This window comes from Pantoea sp. JK (genome assembly GCF_026130245.1).
Lineage (GTDB): Bacteria > Pseudomonadota > Gammaproteobacteria > Enterobacterales > Enterobacteriaceae > Pantoea > Pantoea trifolii.
The window spans coordinates 272,922-293,955 of sequence record NZ_JAINFN010000007.1 but is presented as its reverse complement, the minus strand read 5'-3'; the positions used below and the strand labels follow the sequence as shown (position 1 = coordinate 293,955).

The 21,034-nt window shown below is 54.6% G+C and carries 21 protein-coding genes; 8 read left to right on the top strand and 13 right to left on the bottom strand.

Going from position 1 to position 21,034, the window contains the following annotated elements; translation table 11 throughout:
- Positions 1 to 290: 290 nt before the first annotated feature.
- A complete protein-coding gene (gene gmhB, locus PanJK_RS16905; RefSeq protein WP_265301326.1) occupies positions 291 to 851 on the bottom strand; it encodes a D-glycero-beta-D-manno-heptose 1,7-bisphosphate 7-phosphatase in 561 nt (186 codons plus the stop codon).
- A 187-nt stretch (positions 852 to 1,038) separates the two neighbouring features.
- On the opposite strand from gmhB, the gene metN reads away from it, so the two are divergent.
- The 6 genes from metN (at position 1,039) to proS (ending at position 6,611) form a co-directional block, all read left to right on the top strand.
- Entirely contained in the window at positions 1,039 to 2,070 is a 1,032-nt protein-coding gene (gene metN, locus PanJK_RS16900) for a methionine ABC transporter ATP-binding protein MetN (protein ID WP_265301324.1), read from the top strand.
- Complete coding sequence (locus PanJK_RS16895; RefSeq protein ID WP_256695676.1) at positions 2,063 to 2,716, top strand: methionine ABC transporter permease MetI; 654 nt, start codon at positions 2,063 to 2,065, stop codon at positions 2,714 to 2,716. Before metN ends, PanJK_RS16895 begins: the two co-directional genes overlap by 8 nt.
- A gap of 37 nt (positions 2,717 to 2,753) precedes the next feature.
- A complete protein-coding gene (locus PanJK_RS16890) occupies positions 2,754 to 3,569 on the top strand; it encodes a MetQ/NlpA family lipoprotein (protein ID WP_265301321.1) in 816 nt (271 codons plus the stop codon).
- Positions 3,570 to 3,697: 128 nt separating this feature from the next.
- On the top strand, positions 3,698 to 4,099 hold the full coding sequence (rcsF, locus tag PanJK_RS16885; protein WP_008108453.1) for an Rcs stress response system protein RcsF: 402 nt from the start codon (positions 3,698 to 3,700) through the stop codon (positions 4,097 to 4,099).
- On the top strand, positions 4,096 to 4,803 hold the full coding sequence (gene tsaA, locus PanJK_RS16880; protein WP_265301319.1) for a tRNA (N6-threonylcarbamoyladenosine(37)-N6)-methyltransferase TrmO: 708 nt from the start codon (positions 4,096 to 4,098) through the stop codon (positions 4,801 to 4,803). Before rcsF ends, tsaA begins: the two co-directional genes overlap by 4 nt.
- Positions 4,804 to 4,892: 89 nt before the next feature.
- Positions 4,893 to 6,611: a proline--tRNA ligase gene (proS, locus tag PanJK_RS16875; RefSeq protein WP_265301317.1), complete on the top strand. Its 1,719-nt coding sequence runs from the start codon at positions 4,893 to 4,895 to the stop codon at positions 6,609 to 6,611.
- A 30-nt stretch (positions 6,612 to 6,641) separates the two neighbouring features.
- Here proS and arfB read toward each other — a convergent pair whose 3' ends face one another.
- A complete protein-coding gene (gene arfB, locus PanJK_RS16870; protein WP_256695670.1) occupies positions 6,642 to 7,052 on the bottom strand; it encodes an alternative ribosome rescue aminoacyl-tRNA hydrolase ArfB in 411 nt (136 codons plus the stop codon).
- A 214-nt stretch (positions 7,053 to 7,266) separates the two neighbouring features.
- Here arfB and PanJK_RS16865 point away from each other — a divergent pair, with 214 nt between their 5' ends.
- Positions 7,267 to 7,467: a YaeP family protein gene (locus tag PanJK_RS16865; RefSeq protein WP_036622231.1), complete on the top strand. Its 201-nt coding sequence runs from the start codon at positions 7,267 to 7,269 to the stop codon at positions 7,465 to 7,467.
- Positions 7,454 to 7,717 carry a Rho-binding antiterminator gene (gene rof, locus PanJK_RS16860; RefSeq protein WP_008108461.1) on the top strand — a complete coding sequence of 88 codons (264 nt, stop codon included), beginning with the start codon at positions 7,454 to 7,456 and terminating at the stop codon, positions 7,715 to 7,717. The genes PanJK_RS16865 and rof overlap by 14 nt, the downstream gene beginning before the upstream one ends.
- Positions 7,718 to 7,756: 39 nt before the next feature.
- Here the strand turns inward: rof and PanJK_RS16855 are convergent, their stop codons facing one another.
- The 11 genes from PanJK_RS16855 to lpxD all read right to left on the bottom strand — a co-directional run bounded on the left by PanJK_RS16855 (position 7,757) and on the right by lpxD (position 21,031).
- Positions 7,757 to 8,065: a c-type cytochrome gene (locus PanJK_RS16855; protein ID WP_154154817.1), complete on the bottom strand. Its 309-nt coding sequence runs from the start codon at positions 8,063 to 8,065 to the stop codon at positions 7,757 to 7,759.
- 14 nt (positions 8,066 to 8,079) lie between these two features.
- Entirely contained in the window at positions 8,080 to 9,381 is a 1,302-nt protein-coding gene (gene tilS, locus PanJK_RS16850; RefSeq protein WP_265301310.1) for a tRNA lysidine(34) synthetase TilS, read from the bottom strand.
- Positions 9,382 to 9,435: 54 nt separating this feature from the next.
- Entirely contained in the window at positions 9,436 to 9,825 is a 390-nt protein-coding gene (locus tag PanJK_RS16845; RefSeq protein WP_008108470.1) for a VOC family protein, read from the bottom strand.
- A 75-nt stretch (positions 9,826 to 9,900) separates the two neighbouring features.
- The gene (locus PanJK_RS16840) at positions 9,901 to 12,051 is read right to left on the bottom strand and encodes a lysine decarboxylase LdcC (RefSeq protein ID WP_265301308.1); all 2,151 of its coding nucleotides are present in this window, start codon (positions 12,049 to 12,051) and stop codon (positions 9,901 to 9,903) included.
- 258 nt (positions 12,052 to 12,309) lie between these two features.
- Entirely contained in the window at positions 12,310 to 13,269 is a 960-nt protein-coding gene (accA, locus tag PanJK_RS16835; RefSeq protein WP_101762038.1) for an acetyl-CoA carboxylase carboxyl transferase subunit alpha, read from the bottom strand.
- A gap of 12 nt (positions 13,270 to 13,281) precedes the next feature.
- The gene (gene dnaE / locus PanJK_RS16830) at positions 13,282 to 16,764 is read right to left on the bottom strand and encodes a DNA polymerase III subunit alpha (protein WP_265301306.1); all 3,483 of its coding nucleotides are present in this window, start codon (positions 16,762 to 16,764) and stop codon (positions 13,282 to 13,284) included.
- Between the two features lie 31 nt (positions 16,765 to 16,795).
- Positions 16,796 to 17,422, bottom strand: coding sequence for a ribonuclease HII (gene rnhB / locus PanJK_RS16825; RefSeq protein WP_265301304.1), 627 nt, complete (start codon positions 17,420 to 17,422; stop codon positions 16,796 to 16,798).
- Entirely contained in the window at positions 17,415 to 18,563 is a 1,149-nt protein-coding gene (gene lpxB / locus PanJK_RS16820) for a lipid-A-disaccharide synthase (RefSeq protein WP_256695666.1), read from the bottom strand. Before lpxB ends, rnhB begins: the two co-directional genes overlap by 8 nt.
- Positions 18,564 to 18,566: 3 nt before the next feature.
- Positions 18,567 to 19,355, bottom strand: a complete 789-nt coding sequence (gene lpxA / locus PanJK_RS16815) for an acyl-ACP--UDP-N-acetylglucosamine O-acyltransferase (protein ID WP_265301301.1) — start codon at positions 19,353 to 19,355, stop codon at positions 18,567 to 18,569.
- Positions 19,356 to 19,358: 3 nt separating this feature from the next.
- On the bottom strand, positions 19,359 to 19,814 hold the full coding sequence (gene fabZ, locus PanJK_RS16810; RefSeq protein ID WP_007893924.1) for a 3-hydroxyacyl-ACP dehydratase FabZ: 456 nt from the start codon (positions 19,812 to 19,814) through the stop codon (positions 19,359 to 19,361).
- A gap of 191 nt (positions 19,815 to 20,005) precedes the next feature.
- The gene (gene lpxD, locus PanJK_RS16805; protein WP_265301292.1) at positions 20,006 to 21,031 is read right to left on the bottom strand and encodes a UDP-3-O-(3-hydroxymyristoyl)glucosamine N-acyltransferase; all 1,026 of its coding nucleotides are present in this window, start codon (positions 21,029 to 21,031) and stop codon (positions 20,006 to 20,008) included.
- Positions 21,032 to 21,034 lie beyond the last annotated feature (3 nt).

Genomic DNA, 21,034 nt, shown 5'->3' with positions numbered 1-21,034 from the left:
TCCTGCGAGTGCCCACACAGATTGTCTGATAAATTGTTAAAGAGCGTTGCGAGCAGCGGCTGAACCGTCTGTCGCGAGGTGGCGTATACTACGCTACTCTCCTTCGGAGTCAAACACTTTTTTTCAGCGTTTTCATCCGGCGGGATGAATTTCTTCACTCCCTGCTGAGCCGCCTGCGTTGCCGCTTTGCCGTCTCAGTGGTGGCGCATTATAGGGAGTTATTCGGAGCTGACAAGTGCAAATTTCAAGTTTTTTGCTGTTCGCTTGAAATTTGCGCAAAAGGCCCGTTTTTAGGCCTTTTTAATGCGTGCAGGCAGCTCTGCCAGACTATTAATCACCCAATCCGCTGCCGCTTCACCTTCCGGCGTTACCGGCTTGCCGCTACGTACCAGCACTTTCGTGCCCACACCCGCTGCTAACGCCGCCTGCATATCTTCTATTTTGTCGCCTACCATATAAGAAGAAGCCATATCGATATCCAGATGCTGCTGCGCGGAGAGCAACATGCCCGGCTGCGGCTTACGACAATCACACTGCTGGCGATACGCTTTTACTGTGGCATCAGGCAGATGCGGACAGAAATAGATGCCATCCAGATCAACATCGCGATCGGCCAGCGACCAATCCATCCATTCGGTGAGTTGCATAAACTGATCTTCGGTAAACATGCCACGCGCAATCCCCGACTGGTTCGTCACCAGTACCAGCGCATAGCCCATCTTCTTCAGCGACTGCAGCGCTTCGATGGTGCCATCAATAAATTCGAAATTATCGATTTCATGAACATAGCCGTGATCGACATTCAATGTGCCATCACGATCAAGAAAAATAGCCGGGACTTTGTTCGCCACGTAGAAACTCCTGCTGAAAATGTGTCGCTAAGTATCGCATGATTGCGTATAGCGAGAGAATGGCAGTTTGAATGACTTCCATTGATTTAGCCGTCTGGATGCCTTAACATCCATCCAAATTTCGCACAGCCCTGCTGAGTGAAGCCCGATACACCACGGACTATGCAACACGATAATAAATAAACTAATGATTAAACTCGAAAATATCACCAAAGTGTTCCAGCAAGGTTCACGCACTATTCAGGCGCTATCTAACGTCAGCCTGCACGTGCCTGCTGGACAGATTTATGGCGTCATCGGTTCATCTGGTGCCGGTAAAAGTACACTGATTCGCTGCGTCAATCTGCTGGAGCGCCCAACCTCTGGACGCGTGCTGGTAGATGGCCAGGAGCTAACCACGCTTTCCTCTGGTCAATTGACGCTGGCACGCCGCCAGATTGGCATGATTTTCCAGCACTTTAACCTGATGAACTCCCGCACCGTCTCCGGCAACGTGGCGCTGCCATTGGAGTTGGGTAATCTTTCACGTGAACAGATAAAGAAGCGTGTTAGCGAATTGCTGGATTTAGTGGGATTATCCGACAAGCATGATAGCTGGCCAGCGAATCTTTCTGGCGGACAAAAGCAGCGTGTCGCGATTGCCCGTGCACTGGCAAGCAATCCAAAAGTGCTGCTGTGTGATGAAGCCACCAGCGCACTGGATCCTGCCACCACGCGTTCGATTCTGGAGCTGCTGAAAGACATTAACCGCCGTCTCGGCATTACCATCCTATTGATCACGCATGAAATGGATGTGGTGAAACGCATCTGCGATCAGGTTGCGGTCATCAGCAACGGTGAGTTAATAGAGAAAGACAGCGTGAGCGAAGTGTTCTCGCATCCTAAAACACCACTGGCGCAGCAATTCATTCAATCGACATTGCATCTGGATATCCCCGACGATTACCAGCAACGCATGGCGCCAAAGCCAACAGCCGAAAGTGTGCCGCTGCTGCGTCTGGAGTTCACCGGCAAATCGGTTGATGCTCCGCTGCTGTCTGAAGCGGCCCGTCGCTTCAACGTCAATAACAACATTATCAGTGCGCAGATGGATTACGCCGGTGGCGTGAAGTTCGGCATCATGCTGGCTGAGATGGATGGCAGCGAAACAGATACACAAGCCGCGATTGCCTGGCTGAAAGAAAATCATGTGAAAGTAGAGGTGTTGGGTTATGTCTGAAGCGATGATGTGGTTACTGACGCGCGGCGTCTGGGAAACGCTGATGATGACCTTTGTCTCTGGTTTCTTTGGTTTTGTCCTCGGTCTTCCGGTGGGCGTGCTGCTGTATGTGACGCGTCCCGGCCAGATTCTGGCCAACAACGTGCTTTATCGCGTGCTGTCGGCGCTGGTGAATATCTTCCGATCAATTCCGTTCATTATCCTGCTGGTGTGGATGATTCCGTTCACCCGCGCCATCGTCGGCACTTCGATTGGCCTGCAAGCTGCTATCGTGCCGTTGACCGTGGGTGCCGCGCCGTTTATTGCACGTATGGTGGAAAACGCCCTGCTGGAGCTGCCAACCGGTTTGATCGAAGCATCACGCGCCATGGGCGCCACGCCGCTGCAGATCGTGCGCAAAGTCCTGCTGCCGGAAGCGCTGCCAGGTCTGGTGAATGCCGCTACAATTACCCTGATTACCCTGGTTGGCTACTCCGCAATGGGCGGAGCGGTTGGCGCTGGCGGTTTGGGTCAGATTGGCTACCAATACGGTTACATCGGCTATAACGCGACTGTAATGAACACCGTGCTGGTTCTGCTGGTTGTGCTGGTCTATTTAATCCAATTCTGTGGCGACCGCATCGTACGTGCTGTGTCCCATAAGTAAGCAAGCAACATCAATAGTCCTCTATTAAGGAAGGGATATGTCTTTTACATTTAAAAAGATTGCCGCTGTGGGTGCTCTGATTGGCGCAATTGCGCTGGCAGGATGCGATCAGAAAGCAAAAGATCCAAACCACATTAAAGTGGGTGTGATTGTCGGTGCTGAGCAGCAGGTTGCTGAAACCGCGGTGAAAGTGGCGAAAGAGAAATATGGCCTCGACGTTGAGCTGGTAACCTTTAACGATTACGTGTTGCCAAACGAAGCGCTGAGCAAAGGTGATATCGACGCTAACGCCTTCCAGCACAAACCGTATCTGGATCAGCAGATCAAAGATCGTGGCTACAAGCTGACTGCGGTGGCGAACACCTTCGTTTACCCAATCGCGGGCTACTCGAAGAAAATCAAATCACTGGATGATCTGCAGGACGGTTCACAGATCGCCATCCCCAACGATCCAACCAACCTGGGACGTTCTCTGCTGCTGCTGCAGAAAGTGGGCCTGATCAAACTGAAAGATGGCGTTGGTCTGCTGCCAACTTCACTGGATATCACTGAGAACCCGAAAAAACTGAAGATTGTTGAGCTGGAAGCGCCGCAGCTGCCACGTTCACTTGACGATCAGCAGATCGCTCTGGCGGTGATCAACACCACTTACGCTAGCCAGATTGGTCTGACGCCAGCGAAAGATGGCATCTTCGTGGAAGACAAAGATTCACCTTACGTGAACCTGATCGTGACCCGTGAAGACAACAAAGACGCTGAGAACGTGAAGAAGTTTGTTGAGGCTTACCAGTCAGACGAAGTGTCTGAAGCGGCCAACAAGATCTTCAACGGCGGCGCAGTGAAAGGCTGGTAATTTTCACCTTTCATGCCTTACAGGGCGGCTTCGGCCGCCCTTTCTTTTGCCATAAATTGCACCTGACTTGTTATTTATTGTCGTCCTTGTTTCAATAACGCCACTTTTTATTACTTGAGGATGTTGCCATGCGTTTTTTACCGCTCTGCTTGTTGGCATTGATGCTAACCGGGTGTGTGCGTGAATATCACCCGATAAGCAGTGCTCCTTCTCGCCCGCAACAGGCATCCAGCGAGCCAGAACGCAAACCGACTCCACGTCCTGCGCCGGTGAAGATCTACACCGATGCGGCCGATCTGGTCAGCAACCCGTTCCGCGATTTGGGCGAAGTGTCCGCTGAAGATTGCCAGAGCAGCAGCCAGGATTCGCCACCTAACATCAACACCGCGCGCAAGCGCCTGCAGATCCGAGCGGCCGGCATGAAAGCCAACGCCGTCCTGCTGCATAAGTGCGAAATTGTCACCAGCACGCCGGGATGCTATCGCCAGGCCGTCTGCCAGGGCTCTGCACTGAAAGTCTCGAATCAATGAGTGAGTTTGCCTTCGCGCAAATCGGCGTAATTCGTTCGCCGTGGAAAGAGAAGTTTGCCGTCCCGCGCCAGCCCGGTCTGGTGCAGGATGGCGGCGGAGAGCTGCATCTGCTGCCGCCTTATAATCAGCCGGAAGCGGTGCGCGGGCTCGAAGAATTCAGTCATTTGTGGGTGCTGTTTGTGTTTCACCAAACCCTGGAAGGTGGCTGGCGTCCGACCGTACGTCCACCGCGCCTCGGCGGCAATACGCGTATGGGCGTGTTTGCCACTCGATCAACCTTTCGCCCCAATCCTGTCGGCATGTCGCTGGTTGAGTTAAAAGGCATTCGCTGCGAGAAGCAGCAGGTGATCTTGCAGCTCGGCAGCCTCGATTTAGTCGATGGCACGCCGGTGGTGGATATCAAACCTTATCTGCCATTTGCCGAAGCGCTGCCAGACGCGCGCGCCGGGTTTGCGCAGGCGGCGCCTGATGCCAGCATGCCGGTACGCTTTTCGCTGCTGGCGCAGAGCCAGCTCCAACAGCAGCAGAAAACCTACCCGCAGTTAGCGCGTTTCATCACTGAGGTGCTAGCGCAGGATCCGCGTCCGGCTTACCGTAAAGGTGAGACCGAAGATCGTGAATATGCCGCCTGGCTACTCGACTTTAACGTGCGCTGGCGCATTGATGCGGCAGGAACCGAGGTGATCGCCCTCGATCCCCGTTAAAACGCGCTTTTGAGTGATTGTTCTCACTGGTACACTAGCCGCCAGAAAAATTTTGTCAGTCTCCTTCCGTATAACTGGAATCGTAATCAATGCGTACTACTCAATATCTGCTCTCCACTCTGAAGGAGACACCTTCCGATGCAGAAGTGATCAGCCACCAGCTGATGCTGCGCGCCGGCATGATCCGCAAACTGGCTTCTGGTCTTTATACCTGGTTGCCGACCGGTATTCGCGTGCTGCGAAAAGTTGAAAACATCGTGCGTGAAGAGATGAACAACGCCGGTGCGATTGAGATCTCCATGCCGGTGGTTCAGCCTGCCGATCTGTGGGAAGAGAGTGGCCGTTGGGAGCAGTACGGCCCGGAACTGCTGCGCATTAAAGACCGTCACGAACGTCCCTTCGTGCTGGGTCCAACCCACGAAGAAGTGGTCACCGATCTGATCCGCAACGAGCTGAGCTCTTACAAGCAGTTGCCGATTAATCTGTATCAGATCCAGACCAAATTCCGTGATGAAGTGCGTCCGCGCTTTGGTGTGATGCGTTCACGCGAGTTCATCATGAAAGATGCTTACTCGTTCCACACCACGCAGGAATCGTTGCAGGAAACCTACGACGCGATGTACCGCGCATATAGCCAGAGCTTCAGCCGTATGGGTCTGGATTTCCGCGCCGTACAAGCTGACACCGGTTCTATCGGCGGCAGCGCATCACATGAATTCCAGGTGTTGGCGCTGAGCGGTGAAGATGACGTGATCTTCTCCAGCGAATCCGATTACGCGGCCAACATTGAGAAAGCCGAAGCCGTAGCGCCGGCTGGCGAGCGTCCGCAGGCAACAACCGCCATGACGCAGTTCGATACGCCAAACGCCAAGACTATCGCTGAGCTGGTTGAGCAACATCAGCTGCCGATTGAGAAAACCGTCAAGACGCTGTTCGTCAAAGCCACCGAAGAGAGCGGCCACACGCTGGTTGCCCTGCTGCTGCGCGGCGATCATCAGCTGAACGAGATTAAAGCCGAGAAGCTGGATATCGTCGCTGAACCGCTGGAGATGGCGAGCGAAGAACAGATTCGCGCGCTGCTCGGTGCCGGTCCAGGCTCGCTCGGCCCGGTCGGTTTGACCATGCCAGTGATCGCCGATCGTACCGTGGCGAAAATCAGCGACTTCTGCGCCGGTGCGAACATTGATGGCAAGCATTTGAGCGGCATCAACTGGGGGCGCGATCTGCCAGAACCACGTGTGGAAGATATCCGTAACGTGGTGGAAGGCGATCCAAGCCCAGACGGCAAAGGCACGCTGCAGATTAAACGCGGTATCGAAGTGGGTCACATCTTCCAGTTGGGTACCAAGTACTCCGAAGCGATGAAAGCGGCAGTACAAGGCGAAGATGGTCGTAACCAGGTAATGACCATGGGCTGCTACGGTATCGGTATCACGCGCGTTGTGGCGGCTGCGATTGAGCAGAACAACGACGAGCGCGGTATCATCTGGCCTGCGGCATTGGCACCGTTTGAAGTGGCGATTCTGCCAATGAACATGCACAAATCTTTCCGTGTGCAGCAGTTGGCTGAAGAGCTGTACAACACGCTGCGTGCCAAAGGCATTGACGTGATTCTGGATGACCGCAAAGAGCGTCCAGGCGTGATGTTCGCCGATATGGAGCTGATCGGTGTGCCGCACACCATCGTGATTGGCGATCGTAATCTCGATAACGAAGAGATCGAGTACAAGGCGCGTACCGCCAGCGAGAAGCAGATGATTAAGCAACATGACATCGTCGACTTCCTTGCGAAAGCCCTGAACAAGTAACGCTAAAACGCCTCCAGCCGGAGGCGTTTTTTATTGCACCTTTCCGCGCATCGCCTTCACGTTACTGCGCCGGGTTTTACCCTCCAGCCGCCTCACTTTAGAGCCGTGCGTGGGTTTGGTCGCGCGCCGCACTTTTTCCACCGTGGTTAACTCCTGAATCAGATTAATCAGCCGCTGCACGGCCGCTTCCCGATTCATTTCCTGGCTGCGATGCTCCTGCGCTTTGATGATCACCACGCCTTCTGCAGTGATCAAATGATGGCTGGCCGCCAGCAGTCGCTCTTTATAGAACGGCGGCAGCGACGATGCATGAATATCAAACCGCAGGTGAATCGCCGTGGAGGTTTTATTCACATGCTGGCCACCGGCACCTTGCGCACGGATGGCACTGAGTTCCACTTCATTATCTGCAAGTGAAACCGTTCGAGACAGCACAATCATCTGTCACCTGCCGTTTGGCTCGACGTTGCGTCGTGTAATAACCTGTTCATCAACTTAACCTTTTGTGCGCACGCTGCGTGCATGAGACCAGCGCGAAATGTCACTTTTGCCCATTTCCTTGCATCATTCCCGTGACGACCGGGCTGATTTCCATGAAATTCCTGTGATATAGTCGCCTATCATCCAGAGTATCAACTCTGCTGAGGAGGTGTATGTGCAAAAGTATTGTGAGTTAGTTCGCCAGAAGTATGCCGAAATTGGTAGCGGCGACCTTGGGTATGTGCCAGACGCCATAGGTTGTGCGTTGAAGGCTCTCAACGATATTGCCGCTGATTCTGCGCTAAACTCTTCTCTCAGGGAACAAGCAGCGTATGCCGCTGCAAACTTATTGGTGAGCGACTATGTTGACGAATGAAGCCTATAAACCCATCAACTGCGATGATTACGACAACCTCGAACTCGCCTGCCAAAAAAACTGGACGCTGTCGTTAGAGCTAAAAAACGGCGATCAGCTCAAGGCGAAAGCCGTGGACATGGTCTCACGTAAAAACGTTGAGTACCTTGCCGTCGATCTCTCAGGCGAGACCCGCGAAGTGCGGCTCGACCACATCGCCAGCTTCACCCATCCGGAGCTGGGCACCGTCGTCGTTAGCGAAGACGAGTAAAACCTCTCTCGGGCGGGAATCACATCCCGCCCACCTCGTTTAAGGCTTTAACGAACTGTAATACGCCGATAAATCTGCCATATCCTGATCGCTCAATCCTGCCACAAACGCTTTCATCACTTCCGCCTGGCCGCCGCTACGCTCGCCTTTTTTATAGGCTTGCAGTGAATGCAGCAGATAAGGCGCATGTTGCCCGGCCAGATTGGGATAGAGCGGCACCGCACTTTTGCCCTCGGCACCGTGACACGCCATGCAGCTTGCCGCTTTTTGCGCGCCTGCATTGACATCGCCGTCGGCCAACGCCGGCAGCGCCGCAGCGAATAACGTCGCTGCCATCCAAAGTTTCATCATTGCTCTCCATTTTATTGTTGTGGTAACCAGATCGCCTGCCAGCCTTGCTCATTGCTGGCTGCGCCTTCACGGGTAATAAACAGCCCCGGCGCGCTAATTAGCGTCTGGTTAAAGTAAATCAACGGGATACGTTCGCGCAGCCAGGGCGCAACGCCCAACTCTTGCCATAGCTTCTTCATCTCGCGGCCACCTGCGCGCCCCTGTAAGTGATAATAACCCTGCGCATGGAAGCGGACCGTGACCGCTTCATCCGTTGCAGGCAGACGCAGCTCGGCGATCCACGCATTAGCGTGCAGCGAACCTAAACCGGCCGGTAAATCGAGCGGCTGCGTGCGGTCTTGCCAGGTTAGCGAGTGCTGACTAAGTGATGGCTGCGGCGTTAACCAATAGAGTTGCTGGCGATAGCGGCGCAGCTCAAAAGCGCCAAAGCGCAAACAGGGTTTGGCATCTTCACGGCTGTTAATGACTTCATCGGTGATGCGCTTCAGCGCCTCGCGCGAAGGCATCGCGCCGCCCTGTTGGGCGATCCAGCGGCGTAACAGGGCATGACGCCGTGCTTCGCTCATGTTCATCAACGGCGGGAAGTGTAGCGCGCCCTGCGCATCGCTAAGCTGCCCTAGCTGTTCAGCCAGCAACTCGTCGAGCAGTTGCTCTTGCTCACCACACAGCGCGGCGCTGCGAGCGCTGGCGGCGCTGAAGTGTGGCCAGCGCGCCTGCAGCAACGGTAGAACCTGCTGACGCAGGAAGTTGCGGTCATAGCGGCTATCAGCGTTGCTTTCATCTTCAATCCAGCGCAGCTGGTGGTCGGCAGCATAGTTTTCCAGCTGCTGACGGCTAACGTCGAGCAAGGGACGCAGATGCCGATGTTCACCAACGCTGCGCTGCGGCGGCATCGCGGCCAAACCGGCCGGTCCGCTGCCGCGTTTTAACGCCAGCAGCAGCGTTTCCGCCTGGTCGTCAAGGTGCTGAGCGGTAAGTAAGTGCTCACCGGGTTGCAGCTGCTGAAACAGCGCCTGATAGCGCGCCTCGCGGGCGGCCGCTTCAATGCCGTTGGCGCGACCATCAACCTGCACATGCAGCACTTCACAGGGAATCTGCCACTGCTGGCAAAGGTGCTGGCAATGCAGCGCCCAGCTATCGGCATTCGGGCTGAGACCATGATGGACGTGTAACGCGCGCACGCGCAGCGCTGGCTGCTGACGTTGCCAGCAGACCAATTGATGCAGCAGCACGGTGGAATCGAGTCCGCCGCTGAACGCCAGCACATAGCCAGCGTCGGGTGTCAGCAGCGAAGCAAGATGAGATAAAGACATGAGCGCGTTCCGTCCGGGCGAGCCACCGAATTGCGGCTCGCGGCGGACGCTAGTTTACGCCTGATACAGCTCCAGCGGCAAACCGTCCGGATCGGGGAAGAAGGTGCAGGCTTTACCGGTTAACGCATCAATACGTATCGGCTCGCACGTCACGCCCTTCTCCGCCAGCGCCGCAATTGATTGCTCAACATCCTCAACGCAAAACGCCAGATGGCGCAGGCCGCAGGCTTCCGGGCCACTGACGCGTGGCGGCGGCGAGGGAAAAGAGAACAGCTCGATGGTGTAAACCCCGTTCAGACCCAGATCGCCTTTCCACGAGTCGCGCTCGGCGCGGTAATATTCACCCAACAATTCAAAGCCCAGCACATCACAATAAAACGCCTTACTGCGCTGATAATCGGTAGCAATAATGGCGATGTGGTGGATCTGTTTTATTTGCAGCATAGCGACTCCGGTTTTGACATAAGCCGCTTACCCTACGTGGCACAAGCGGCGTTGGAAAGAGGTGATTGTCCTAAGTTAGCCTTCGTCATCTTCACGCAATACGCGCACCAGATAACGTCCCTCTTCCGTCAGTGTTGCACCGTGAATATCGGTTTCGAAGCCGGGATAGTGTCGACCAATAGTGCAAAGCATCAGCAGAAAATCGAGCACGGAACGGCTCTCTTCCGTAATCATCTCGCCCGGCATTACCACCGGCACGCCTGGTGGGTACGGCAGAATCATGTTGGCCGAAATGCGCCCCACCAGCTCGCGAATGTCCACCGTTTCCACCTGACCTTTCACCTGGCGCTGAAACGCCTGATGCGGCGTCATCTTCATCTCCGGCAGAACATCGAACGCTTTCAACATCAGGCGCGGCAGATCGTGTTGCAGGATCAACTGATGAATGCCCTGCGCCAGCGTTTGTATGCGCATGTTGCGGTAAAAATCGGGATCTTCAGCGTAAAGATCCGGCAGCATGTTTTTCACCCGCAGGTTGAGATCGTATGCGCGCTTAAACTCCGTCAGTCCACGCAGCACGCTCATCGCTTTGGTTTTATCAATGCCGATGCTGAACAGGAACAGCAAATTGTACGGCCCGGTTTTCTCCACCACGATACCGCGCTGATCGAGGAACTTAGCCACCAGCGCGGCTGGAATGCCCTCTTCCGCCATCTTGCCCAGCTCGCTCATGCCCGGCGTCAGAATGGTGACTTTGATCGGATCGAGATACATATGATCGCGGTCGGCATGAGTGAAACCGTGCCAATCCTCTTCGCCCGGCTGGATCGGCCAGCATTCGGCTTGATCGACCTGTTCCGGCTGCCAGATATCAAAGAACCAGCCGTCGCACTCTTCACGCAAGCGCTGAATCTCACGACGGAAATGCAGCGCACGTTCAACCGAGCGGTTGATCAGTCGCTTACCCGGATTGCCGCGCAGCATCGCCGCCGCGGTTTCAATCGACGAGACAATCGCGTAGCTCGGCGAGGTGGTGGTGTGCATCATGTAGGCTTCGTTGAAGGTGTGCTCGTCGTAATCGCCTTTGATGTGAATCAGCGAAGCCTGTGAGAACGCCGCCAGCAGTTTGTGTGTCGATTGCGTTTCATAGATCACTTTGCCGGGAATACGATCGCCGCTCATGCCGCTTTTGCCGGCATAAATCGGATGGAAATTGGTGTACGGCACCCACGCAGAATCGAAGTGGATCGATGGCACATCCAGCGTCTGTTTGATGAATTGCGTGTTATATAGCAGGCCATCGTAGGTTGAGTTGGTGATCACCGCATGCACCGGCCAGCTAGCGCGCGGCGTGGCGTTGACCTTTAGTTGGATGCTGTCACGCGTAAACTCGCGCTGCGGAATGCCGCCCAGAATGCCCAACGCGTTGCGCGTCGGTTTGAGCCAGATCGGGATGATGTCGCTCATCATCAGCAAATGGGTCAGCGATTTATGGCAGTTGCGGTCAATCAGCACGGTGCTGCCCGCTGGCGCAGCATACATGCCGACGATTTTGTTCGAGGTCGAGGTGCCGTTGGTCACCATGTAGCTTTGCTCAGCCCCAAAGGTGCGCGCGACGTACTCCTCCGCTTCCAGATGCGGGCCGGTGTGATCGAGCAATGAACCCAATTCCGTTACCGAGATCGAGACATCCGCTTTTAAGGTGTTAGAGCCGAAGAAGTCATAAAACAAGCTGCCCACCGGGCTTTTCTGGAAAGCGCTGCCGCCCATGTGACCCGGCGTACAGAAGGTGTACTTGCCCTCTTTGACGTAGGTGAACAACGCCTTGGTCAGCGGCGGCGTGATATTGTCGATGTACTCATCGGTGTACTGACGAATATGCAGCGCGATGTCATCGGCGGCGCTCAAGGCATATTCGAAGAAGTGCAGCGCCATGCGCATCTCGTTGATGCTGACATCCATTTGCGAATGGGTGTTGATGAAGGCATACAGCGGCAGATATTCATTGAGCTGATTGATGTCGCTACACAGCGCCAGACTGTAATCGTCCCAGTCAAAAATCACTCCGCAGATACGCGGATTGTGTTCAATCAACTTCAGCAGGTCGCTGGCATTATTGGGGTAAACGGTTTGGAAGCCTTGCAGCTTAAGGGCAGCATCCAGTTCGCGAATAGGCTCATCTTTGTAGAAAGCGCCGTGCGGTCCCATGATCGCAATAATATTCAATGCTCACCTCCTGTGGTGTTGTGGCACTGAATAAGGATAGCGAAAAGCGCGCGCGGATAAACCTGGAATGCTCTGCTGTTGAGGTTCATCGCGCTTTGGGTTGGGTGCTTAGGCCAGAAAAGGTCGCCATGAATGGCGACCCTACGGAAAACGATGCGGTTTTGTAGGGTCGCCATTTATGGCGACCAATGCGAAATTACCGATTAGCAGGCGTAAAAAAAGCGGACCGAGGTCCGCTTCTTGCTTCAGTTTGATGTATCAAGCGTAGCCGTAGTTCATCAGGCGCTGATAGCGACGGTTGAGCAACTCTTCGGTGCTCAGCACATCGAGATCGGCCAGATCCGCCAGCAGTTGCTGCTTAAGAGAAGCCGCCATATCTACCGGTTGACGATGCGCGCCGCCCAACGGTTCAGGAATGATGGAATCGATCAGCTTCAGCTCTTTCAGACGCTCAGCGGTGATACCCATCGCTTCCGCCGCCAACGGTGCTTTGTCGGCGCTTTTCCACAGGATTGATGCACAACCTTCCGGTGAAATCACCGAATAGGTGCTGTACTGCAGCATGTTTACTTTGTCACCCACGCCAATAGCCAGCGCGCCACCGGAACCGCCTTCGCCGATTACGGTACAAATCACCGGAATTTTCAGGCCAGACATTTCACGCAGGTTGCGGGCGATCGCTTCAGACTGACCGCGCTCTTCTGCACCCACGCCCGGATAAGCACCCGGCGTGTCGATGAAGGTGATCAGCGGCATCTTAAAGCGTTCAGCCATTTCCATCAGACGCAGCGCTTTGCGGTAGCCTTCTGGTGCCGGCATACCGAAGTTACGACGGATTTTCTCTTTGGTTTCGCGACCTTTCTGATGACCAATGATCATCACTGGACGACCGTCGAGACGGGCAATACCGCCGACAATCGCTTTATCATCGGCATAAGCACGATCGCCCGCCAGTTCGTCGAAATCATCAAACGCGTTGCGGATATAGTCCAGTGTATAAGGACGCAGCGGATGACGCGCGAGTTGCGCCACTTGCCATGCGCCTAAATCGGAGAAGATTTTACGGGTCAGCTCGACGCTTTTTTCGCGCAGACGCTGCACTTCCTCATCCAAATTAATATCGTGTTTCTCATCCGAACGGCCAATCGATTTCAACGAGTCGATTTTCGCTTCAAGCTCTGCGATTGGCTGTTCAAAATCCAGGTAATTAAGACTCATAATGTTCCTGTTTTAGTCAAACTCCAGTTCCACCTGCTCCGATCCTACTAACGACCGCAAATCGTTGAGTAAACGATCGCTGGGCGAAATACGCCACGCTGCACCAAAGCGTAGCTTCGCTCGCGCATCGGCTCTCTGATAGTAGAGATGCACCGGAATGGTCCCGGAGCGATGAGGCTCCAGAGACTGGCGGAGACGGTTTAAAAGCTGGTCATCAATTTGCCTGTCCGTCAGCGAGATAGCAAGTCCGCGCGCGTATTTTTCCCGCGCTTCGTCGATGTCCATAACTTCCCGAGCGGTCATTTTAAGGCCACCGCTAAAGTCATCAAAGCTGACCTGTCCACTGACGATCAGGATACGGTCCTTCTCCAGCAACTGCTGGTATTTATCTAACGCATCGGTAAATAACATCACTTCAAGACGACCAGAACGATCGTCAATCGTACAAATACCAATTCGGTTGCCGCGTTTAGTGACCATCACGCGGGCGGCAATCACCAGCCCCGCCGCGACGGTTACTTTACCACGATCTGTCGGATGCATGTCTTTCAGGCGCATGCCGCCGACGTAACGCTCAATTTCTTTCAAATACTGATTAATTGGATGGCCGGTAAGATAGAGACCTAAGGTCTCACGTTCGCCATCCAGTTGAATTTGTTCCGGCCACGGCGTGATGCTGGCGTAGGATTTCTCCACCTGCTCCGGCTCTTCCGCCAGCACGCCAAACATATCGGCCTGGCCGATGGCTTCGGCTTTGGCATGCTGATCGGCCGCTTTTAAGGCGTCGCCAAGTGCACTCATCAAGGCCGCACGATGCGGGCCGAGACGATCGAACGCGCCTGACATGATCAGTTTTTCCATCACGCGACGGTTGATCTTTTTGGTGTCGGTGCGCGCGCAGAGATCAAACAGCTCTTTGAAGTAACCGCCTTCGTTACGCGCTTCCAGGATCGCTTCGATCGGGCCTTCACCCACGCCTTTGATCGCGCCGATGCCGTAAACGATCTCGCCATCGTCATTGACATGGAACGGATACAAACCTGAGTTGATATCTGGCGGCAGCACTTTGAGGCCCATACGCCAGCATTCGTCGACCAAGCCAACCACTTTCTCGGTGTTATCCATATCAGCGGTCATTACGGCCGCCATGAACTCTGCCGGATAGTGCGCTTTCAGCCACAGCGTTTGATAGGAAACCAATGCGTAAGCAGCGGAGTGTGACTTGTTAAAGCCATAGCCGGCGAATTTTTCTACCAGATCGAAGATTTTCATCGACAGTTCGCCGTCGACACCCATCTTCTCTGCACCGTCCTGGAACACCGAACGCTGCTTCGCCATCTCTTCGGGTTTCTTTTTACCCATCGCACGACGCAACATGTCCGCGCCGCCCAGCGTGTAGCCCGACAGCACCTGCGCGATCTGCATCACCTGTTCCTGATACAGAATGATGCCGTAGGTCGGCTCCAGCACCGGTTTCAGGGTTTCGTGCTGCCACTGAATATCCGGATAAGAAATCTCTTCGCGGCCGTGCTTACGGTCGATGAAGTTATCTACCATGCCCGATTGCAGCGGTCCCGGACGGAACAGCGCCACCAGTGCGATCATATCTTCGAAGCAGTCAGGCTTCAGACGTTTGATCAAATCTTTCATGCCGCGCGATTCAAGCTGGAACACCGCAGTGGTTTCCGAGCGCTGTAGCATGTCGAAACTTTTTTTGTCGTCAAGCGGGATAGCGGCGATATCAATGGGTGGCAAACCCTGCTTTTCACGGCGCGGGTTAATCATCTTCAGCGCCCAGTCGATGATGGTGAGCGTACGCAGGCCAAGGAAGTCAAACTTCACCAATCCGGCATATTCCACGTCATTCTTATCAAACTGGGTAACCGGGAACTGCCCGTTCTCATCACAGTACAGCGGCGCAAAATCGGTGATTTTGGTCGGCGAGATCACCACACCACCGGCGTGTTTACCGGCGTTACGCGTGACACCTTCCAGTTTCCGCGCCATGTCGATCAGCGCTTTCACCTCTTCATCTGCCTCGTAGATCTCCGGCAGCTGCGGTTCAGCCAGGAAGGCTTTCTCCAGCGTCATGCCTGGATCCGGCGGGATCAGCTTAGAGATACGATCAACAAAACCGTACGGATGGCCGAGTACACGTCCCACATCGCGAATAACCGCTTTCGCTGCCATGGTACCGAACGTAATGATCTGCGATACCGCATCACGTCCATACATATCGGCCACGTGATCGATCACCTGATCGCGTTTCTCCATGCAGAAGTCGACGTCGAAATCAGGCATCGAGACACGTTCCGGGTTCAGGAAACGTTCAAACAGCAGGTCAAATTCCAGCGGATCGATATCGGTAATTTTTAGCGCATATGCCACTAATGAACCGGCACCCGAACCACGGCCTGGACCGACGGGAATGCCGTTGTCCTTCGACCACTGGATAAACTCCATCACGATCAGGAAGTAGCCGGGAAAGCCCATCTGGTTGATAACGGTGAGTTCAATCTCCAGACGTTCATCATATTCCACGCGTTTTTCAGCGCGCACCGCCGCATCCGGGAAGAGGAATTCCATACGCTCTTCCAGACCTTCGCGCGACTTCGCCACGAGGAAGTCTTCGGTGCTCATATCACCGGTGGGGAATTGCGGCAGGAAGTACTCGCCGAGGCGCACTGTCACGTTACAGCGCTTAGCAATCTCTACGCTATTTTCCAGCGCTTCCGGAATGTCCGAGAACAGCTCGCACATCTCCTCTTCACTGCGCATATATTGCTGAGGACTGTAATTGCGCGGACGCTTGGGATCGTCCAGCGTGTAGCCGTCATGAATCGCCACACGGATTTCATGCGCATCAAAATCTTCTTCATTGAGGAAGCACACTTCGTTGGTGGCAACAACGGGAATACCTTCGGCAATTGCCAGCTCGACGGCGGCATGCAGATAGGCTTCTTCATCGGCGCGACCGGTGCGCATCAATTCGAGGTAATAGCGATTCGGGAAGTGTTCCTGATAGAAGCTCAAACACTGCGCGACCATCGCGCTATTGCCGCGCAGCAGACTGCGGCCCACATCGCCACGACGTCCGCCCGACAGCAGAATCAGGCCTTCGCCCAGCTCCAGCAGCCAGTCACGATCGATGATGGGGCCTGCAATGCCGTAACCACGCTGATACGCACGAGAAATCAGCAAGGTCAGGTTTTGATAACCGGTGTTATTGGCCGCCAGCAGTGTTAACTGCGTCAGCTCATCGCCCATTAATTCACTGGCAACCTGAAAATCAGCACCGACAATCGGCTTGATCCCCGCGCCGTGCGCACTACCGTAAAAACGCACCAGCCCGCACAGGTTGATGTAGTCGGTAATGGCGATCGCCGGCATGCCCAGCGCAGCCGCCTTCTTGACTAAAGGTCCGGTTTTCGCCAGACCATCAACCATGGAGTAATCACTGTGGACGCGCAGATGTATAAAACGAGGTTCAGCCATATCAGTTTCCGGTTAAAACAGTGTCAGGCTATTAAAGCGTAGTTGGCTGGCGGGCTGCCAGCACGTCAGCATCAATCAAGGCGTTACGCACCGGCGCAAAGCTGCGACGATGATGAGGTGTGGCGCCGTGCTGCGTCAGCTTTTCCATGTGCAGCGCGGTTGGATAACCTTTGTGCTGCGCAAAACCATATTGCGGGAACAGCAGATCCAGTTCGGCCATTTCACGATCGCGCGTGACTTTGGCAATGATCGAAGCAGCACTGATCTCTTTCACCAGGCTATCGCCCTTTACCACCGCCTGCGAGGGCATCGGCAGCGAGGGACAACGGTTACCATCGATCAGGACGAAGTCCGGCGCAATGTGCAGACCCGCGACCGCGCGCTGCATCGCCAGCATGGTGGCGTGCAGAATATTGAGCTGATCGATCTCTTCTGGCTCGGCTCGACCAAGACTCCAGGCCAGCGCCTTCTCTTTGATCTCGTCATACAGCGCCAGACGACGCTTCTCGGAGAGCTTTTTCGAGTCGGCCAGTCCGACAATCGGGTTGGCGGGATCAAGGATCACCGCCGCCGTCACCACTGCGCCAACCAGCGGACCGCGTCCGACCTCATCAACGCCAGCAATCAGCTGCGCGTTGGGATAGATAAATTCAGCCATTGATGATCTCCAGTACCGCATCCGCCGCCTGCTCATCGGCATTCCAGCGAATCTGTTGATGCAGTTCGGTGAAGGTTTTCAGCAGCGCGTCGCGCTCAGGGCCCGCATGCAGTAGCGGCTCTAGCGCTGCGGCTAATGCTTCAGGCTGACACTCGTCCTGCAGCAACTCTTTCACCAGCTCGCGACCGGCTAACAGATTTGGCAGGGAAACGTACGGCGTTTTTACCAAACGTTTTGCCAGCCAGAAGGTCGACGGCTTCATGCGATAACCGACCACCATCGGGCATTTCGCCAGCATGCACTCCAGCGCGGCGGTACCAGATGCAAGAATAGCGGCATCGCTGGCCAGCATCGCCTGACGGCCTTTGCCATCCAGCAAATGCATTGGCAGTTCAGGCGCGACTTGCGCTTTGATCTGCTCAAACTGCTCGCGGCGTTTGGCATTCACCAGCGGCACCACGATTTCCAACGTTGGATAGCGCTGACGCAGCAGCTGCGCGGCGCGCAGGAAATCGGCGCTGAGCATTTCGACTTCTGCACCACGACTGCCTGGCAACAAGCCAAGACAAATCGCTTCTTCAGCAATGCCTAACTCGCGGCGCGCCGCCAGCTTATCGGGCTGCAGCGGCATCGCATCAGCCATGGTGTGGCCGATAAAGCGGCACGGCACGTTAAAACGATCGTAAAACGCTTTTTCAAACGGCAGGAATGCCAGCACCAGATTGGTGTTGCGTCCGATTTTGAAAACGCGTTTTTGACGCCACGCCCAAACGGAAGGGCTAACGTAATGAATGGTGCGAATGCCCGTGCGCTTGAGGCTTCCTTCCAACGTGATGTTGAAATCCGGCGCATCAATGCCCACAAACACATCCGGCTTAAGTTCGGTGAAGCGCTGCGTCAGGTCACGACGAATCTTCAGCAGACGCCGCAGGCGTCCCAGCACTTCGACGATGCCCATCACCGCCAGCTCTTCCATCTCATACCAGGCTTCGCAGCCTTCGGCCTGCATCAGCGGACCGGCCACGCCCACAAAGCGCGCATTGGGATGGCGCGCTTTTAACGCCCGAATGAGACCTGCACCAAGAATATCGCCGGAGGTTTCTCCGGCGACCAGGGCAATCGTTAGGGGACGCGCTGACATGGATTAACGAATCAATCCACGCGTAGAACGGGCAAAGAAGTCATAGAAAGGCTGCACTTCGCTGTGTTGTTTCGCCAGCTCTTCAATCTCTGGTTTCACTTCATCCAGCGTTTTTCCGCTGCGGTACAGCAGTTTGTACGCGTTGCGAATGGCATGCAGCGCTTCTTTGCTAAAGCCGCGACGCTTCAGACCTTCGATGTTGATACCGTATGGCGTTGCGTGGTTACCCTGCGCAATGACATAAGGCGGCACATCCTGCGCAACGCCTGAACAACCACCAACCATCACGTGAGCACCAATGGTGCACCACTGATGTACTGCCGTCATGCCGCCGATAATGGCAAAATCATCAACGGTGACGTGACCGCCCAGCGTGGCATTGTTAGCAAAGATGCAGCGATTGCCGATCACGCAGTCATGCGCGATGTGAGCATTCACCATCAGCAGGTTATCGCTGCCGACTTTGGTCACATTGCCGCCCTGCGTGGTGCCTCGATGAATGGTGACGCTCTCGCGGATGCGGTTGCGATCGCCAATTTCAACGCGCGTTGGTTCGCCCGCATATTTCAGGTCCTGGTTCACTTCACCAATGGAAGCGAACTGGTAGATCTGATTGTCTTTGCCGATACGCGTATGGCCGTTCACCACCACGTGCGATTTGAGTACCGTTCCTTCACCAATTTCCACATTGGCACCGATAAAGCAGAACGGACCGATGTGAACATTGGCGCCGATCACGGCACCCTCTTCAATGACAGAACTGGGATGGATATTGGTGGTTGAATCAATCACTTATTATGCCTCCCGGCTACGGGCACACATCATGGTCGCTTCACAGACAATTTTGCCGTCCACGGTCGCCACGCCTTTAAAGCGCGTCAGGCCACGACGGGTTTTCTCGAAGGTCACTTCCATGATCATCTGATCGCCCGGCACAACCGGACGTTTGAAACGGGCTTCATCGATACCAGCGAAGTAATAGAGTTCGCCTGGTTCCAGTTTTCCAACGCTTTTGAACGCCAGAATGCCGGTCGCTTGCGCCATCGCTTCCAGAATCAGAACGCCTGGGAAAATCGGCTTACCAGGGAAATGTCCCTGGAAAAACGGTTCGTTAACAGAAACGTTCTTCACCGCGCGCAGATATTTATGCTCTTCAAAATCCAGCACGCGATCAACCAGCAAGAAAGGATAGCGGTGTGGCAGCAGTTCTAAAATCTCTTCAATTTTCAGAGTATGCGTTTCAGTAGTCAAAATACTCTTCCTGTCCTAAAAAATCTGATGGCAACAATAACACGGCCTGCACCGATCAAAATGATCTTCCGCAGGCCGCAAATTAGTTCGGGGCGTTTCGCTTTCTTACGATACCTGGTGCCATTCTCGGGTTAGCCGAAGGTGGCAGAAAGTACACTTCTTGTTATGAAAGCGAGTAGCGTGGGATGCGTTTAGTCGTCTTTGCCGACCTTACGTTCGATGGCTTTTAAGCGTTTGCTTATTTCATCGATGTTCATCACCAGCGCTGCTGTTTTACGCCAGGTTTTGTTGGGTTGCAGTGGAATACCCGACGAATACACGCCTGGCTCTGTGATGGGGCGCATTACCATGCCCATGCCCGTTACGGTCACTTTGTCACAGATTTCCATATGGCCGTTAATGACGCTGGCGCCGCCAATCATACAGTAACGTCCAATCTTCAGACTACCCGCCATGATCACACCACCCGCAACTGCGGTGTTATCACCAATCACGACGTTGTGCGCAATCTGACACTGGTTGTCTATGATAACACCATTGCCGATCAGAGTGTTATCCAGCGCGCCGCGATCGATGGTGGTACAGGCACCAATTTCTACCCGATTACCAATCACTACGGTACCCAGTTGTGGGATTTTCACCCAATTGCCGCGATCGTTAGCATAGCCGAAACCATCAGCACCAATAACGGTGCCCGACTGAATCAGACAATCCTGACCAATCTGAATTTCGTGATAAATCGTGACGTTAGCCCACAAACGTGAGCCGCGACCGATACGCGTCTGCTTACCAACAAAACATCCTGCGCCAATAACGACGTCGTCACCCAGCTCTACGCCGGACTCGATCACCGCATTTGCGCCTACCGAAACATTCTTACCCAGCTTAGCCGTTGCATCGATCACCGCACTGGGCGCGATATTCTGCGCGGGCTGCGGCGTGGTGTCCAGCAGTTGTGCCATGCGGGCATAAGTTAAGTAAGGATTTTTCACCACCAGGGCGGCCGTTTTACACCACTCCAGATCCGCTTCCGTCAGCACCACGGCTGAAGCCTGGATAGTAGCGAGCTGCTCGCGGTAGCGGCTGTTTGCAAGAAAAGTGATTTGGCCAGTTGTGGCGGATTGCATAGAAGCAATGCCGGAGATGACGATATCGCCATCTCCGTGCAATTCTGCATCCAACTGCTGGGCTAAATCAGCCAGTCGAATTGATGACATCAA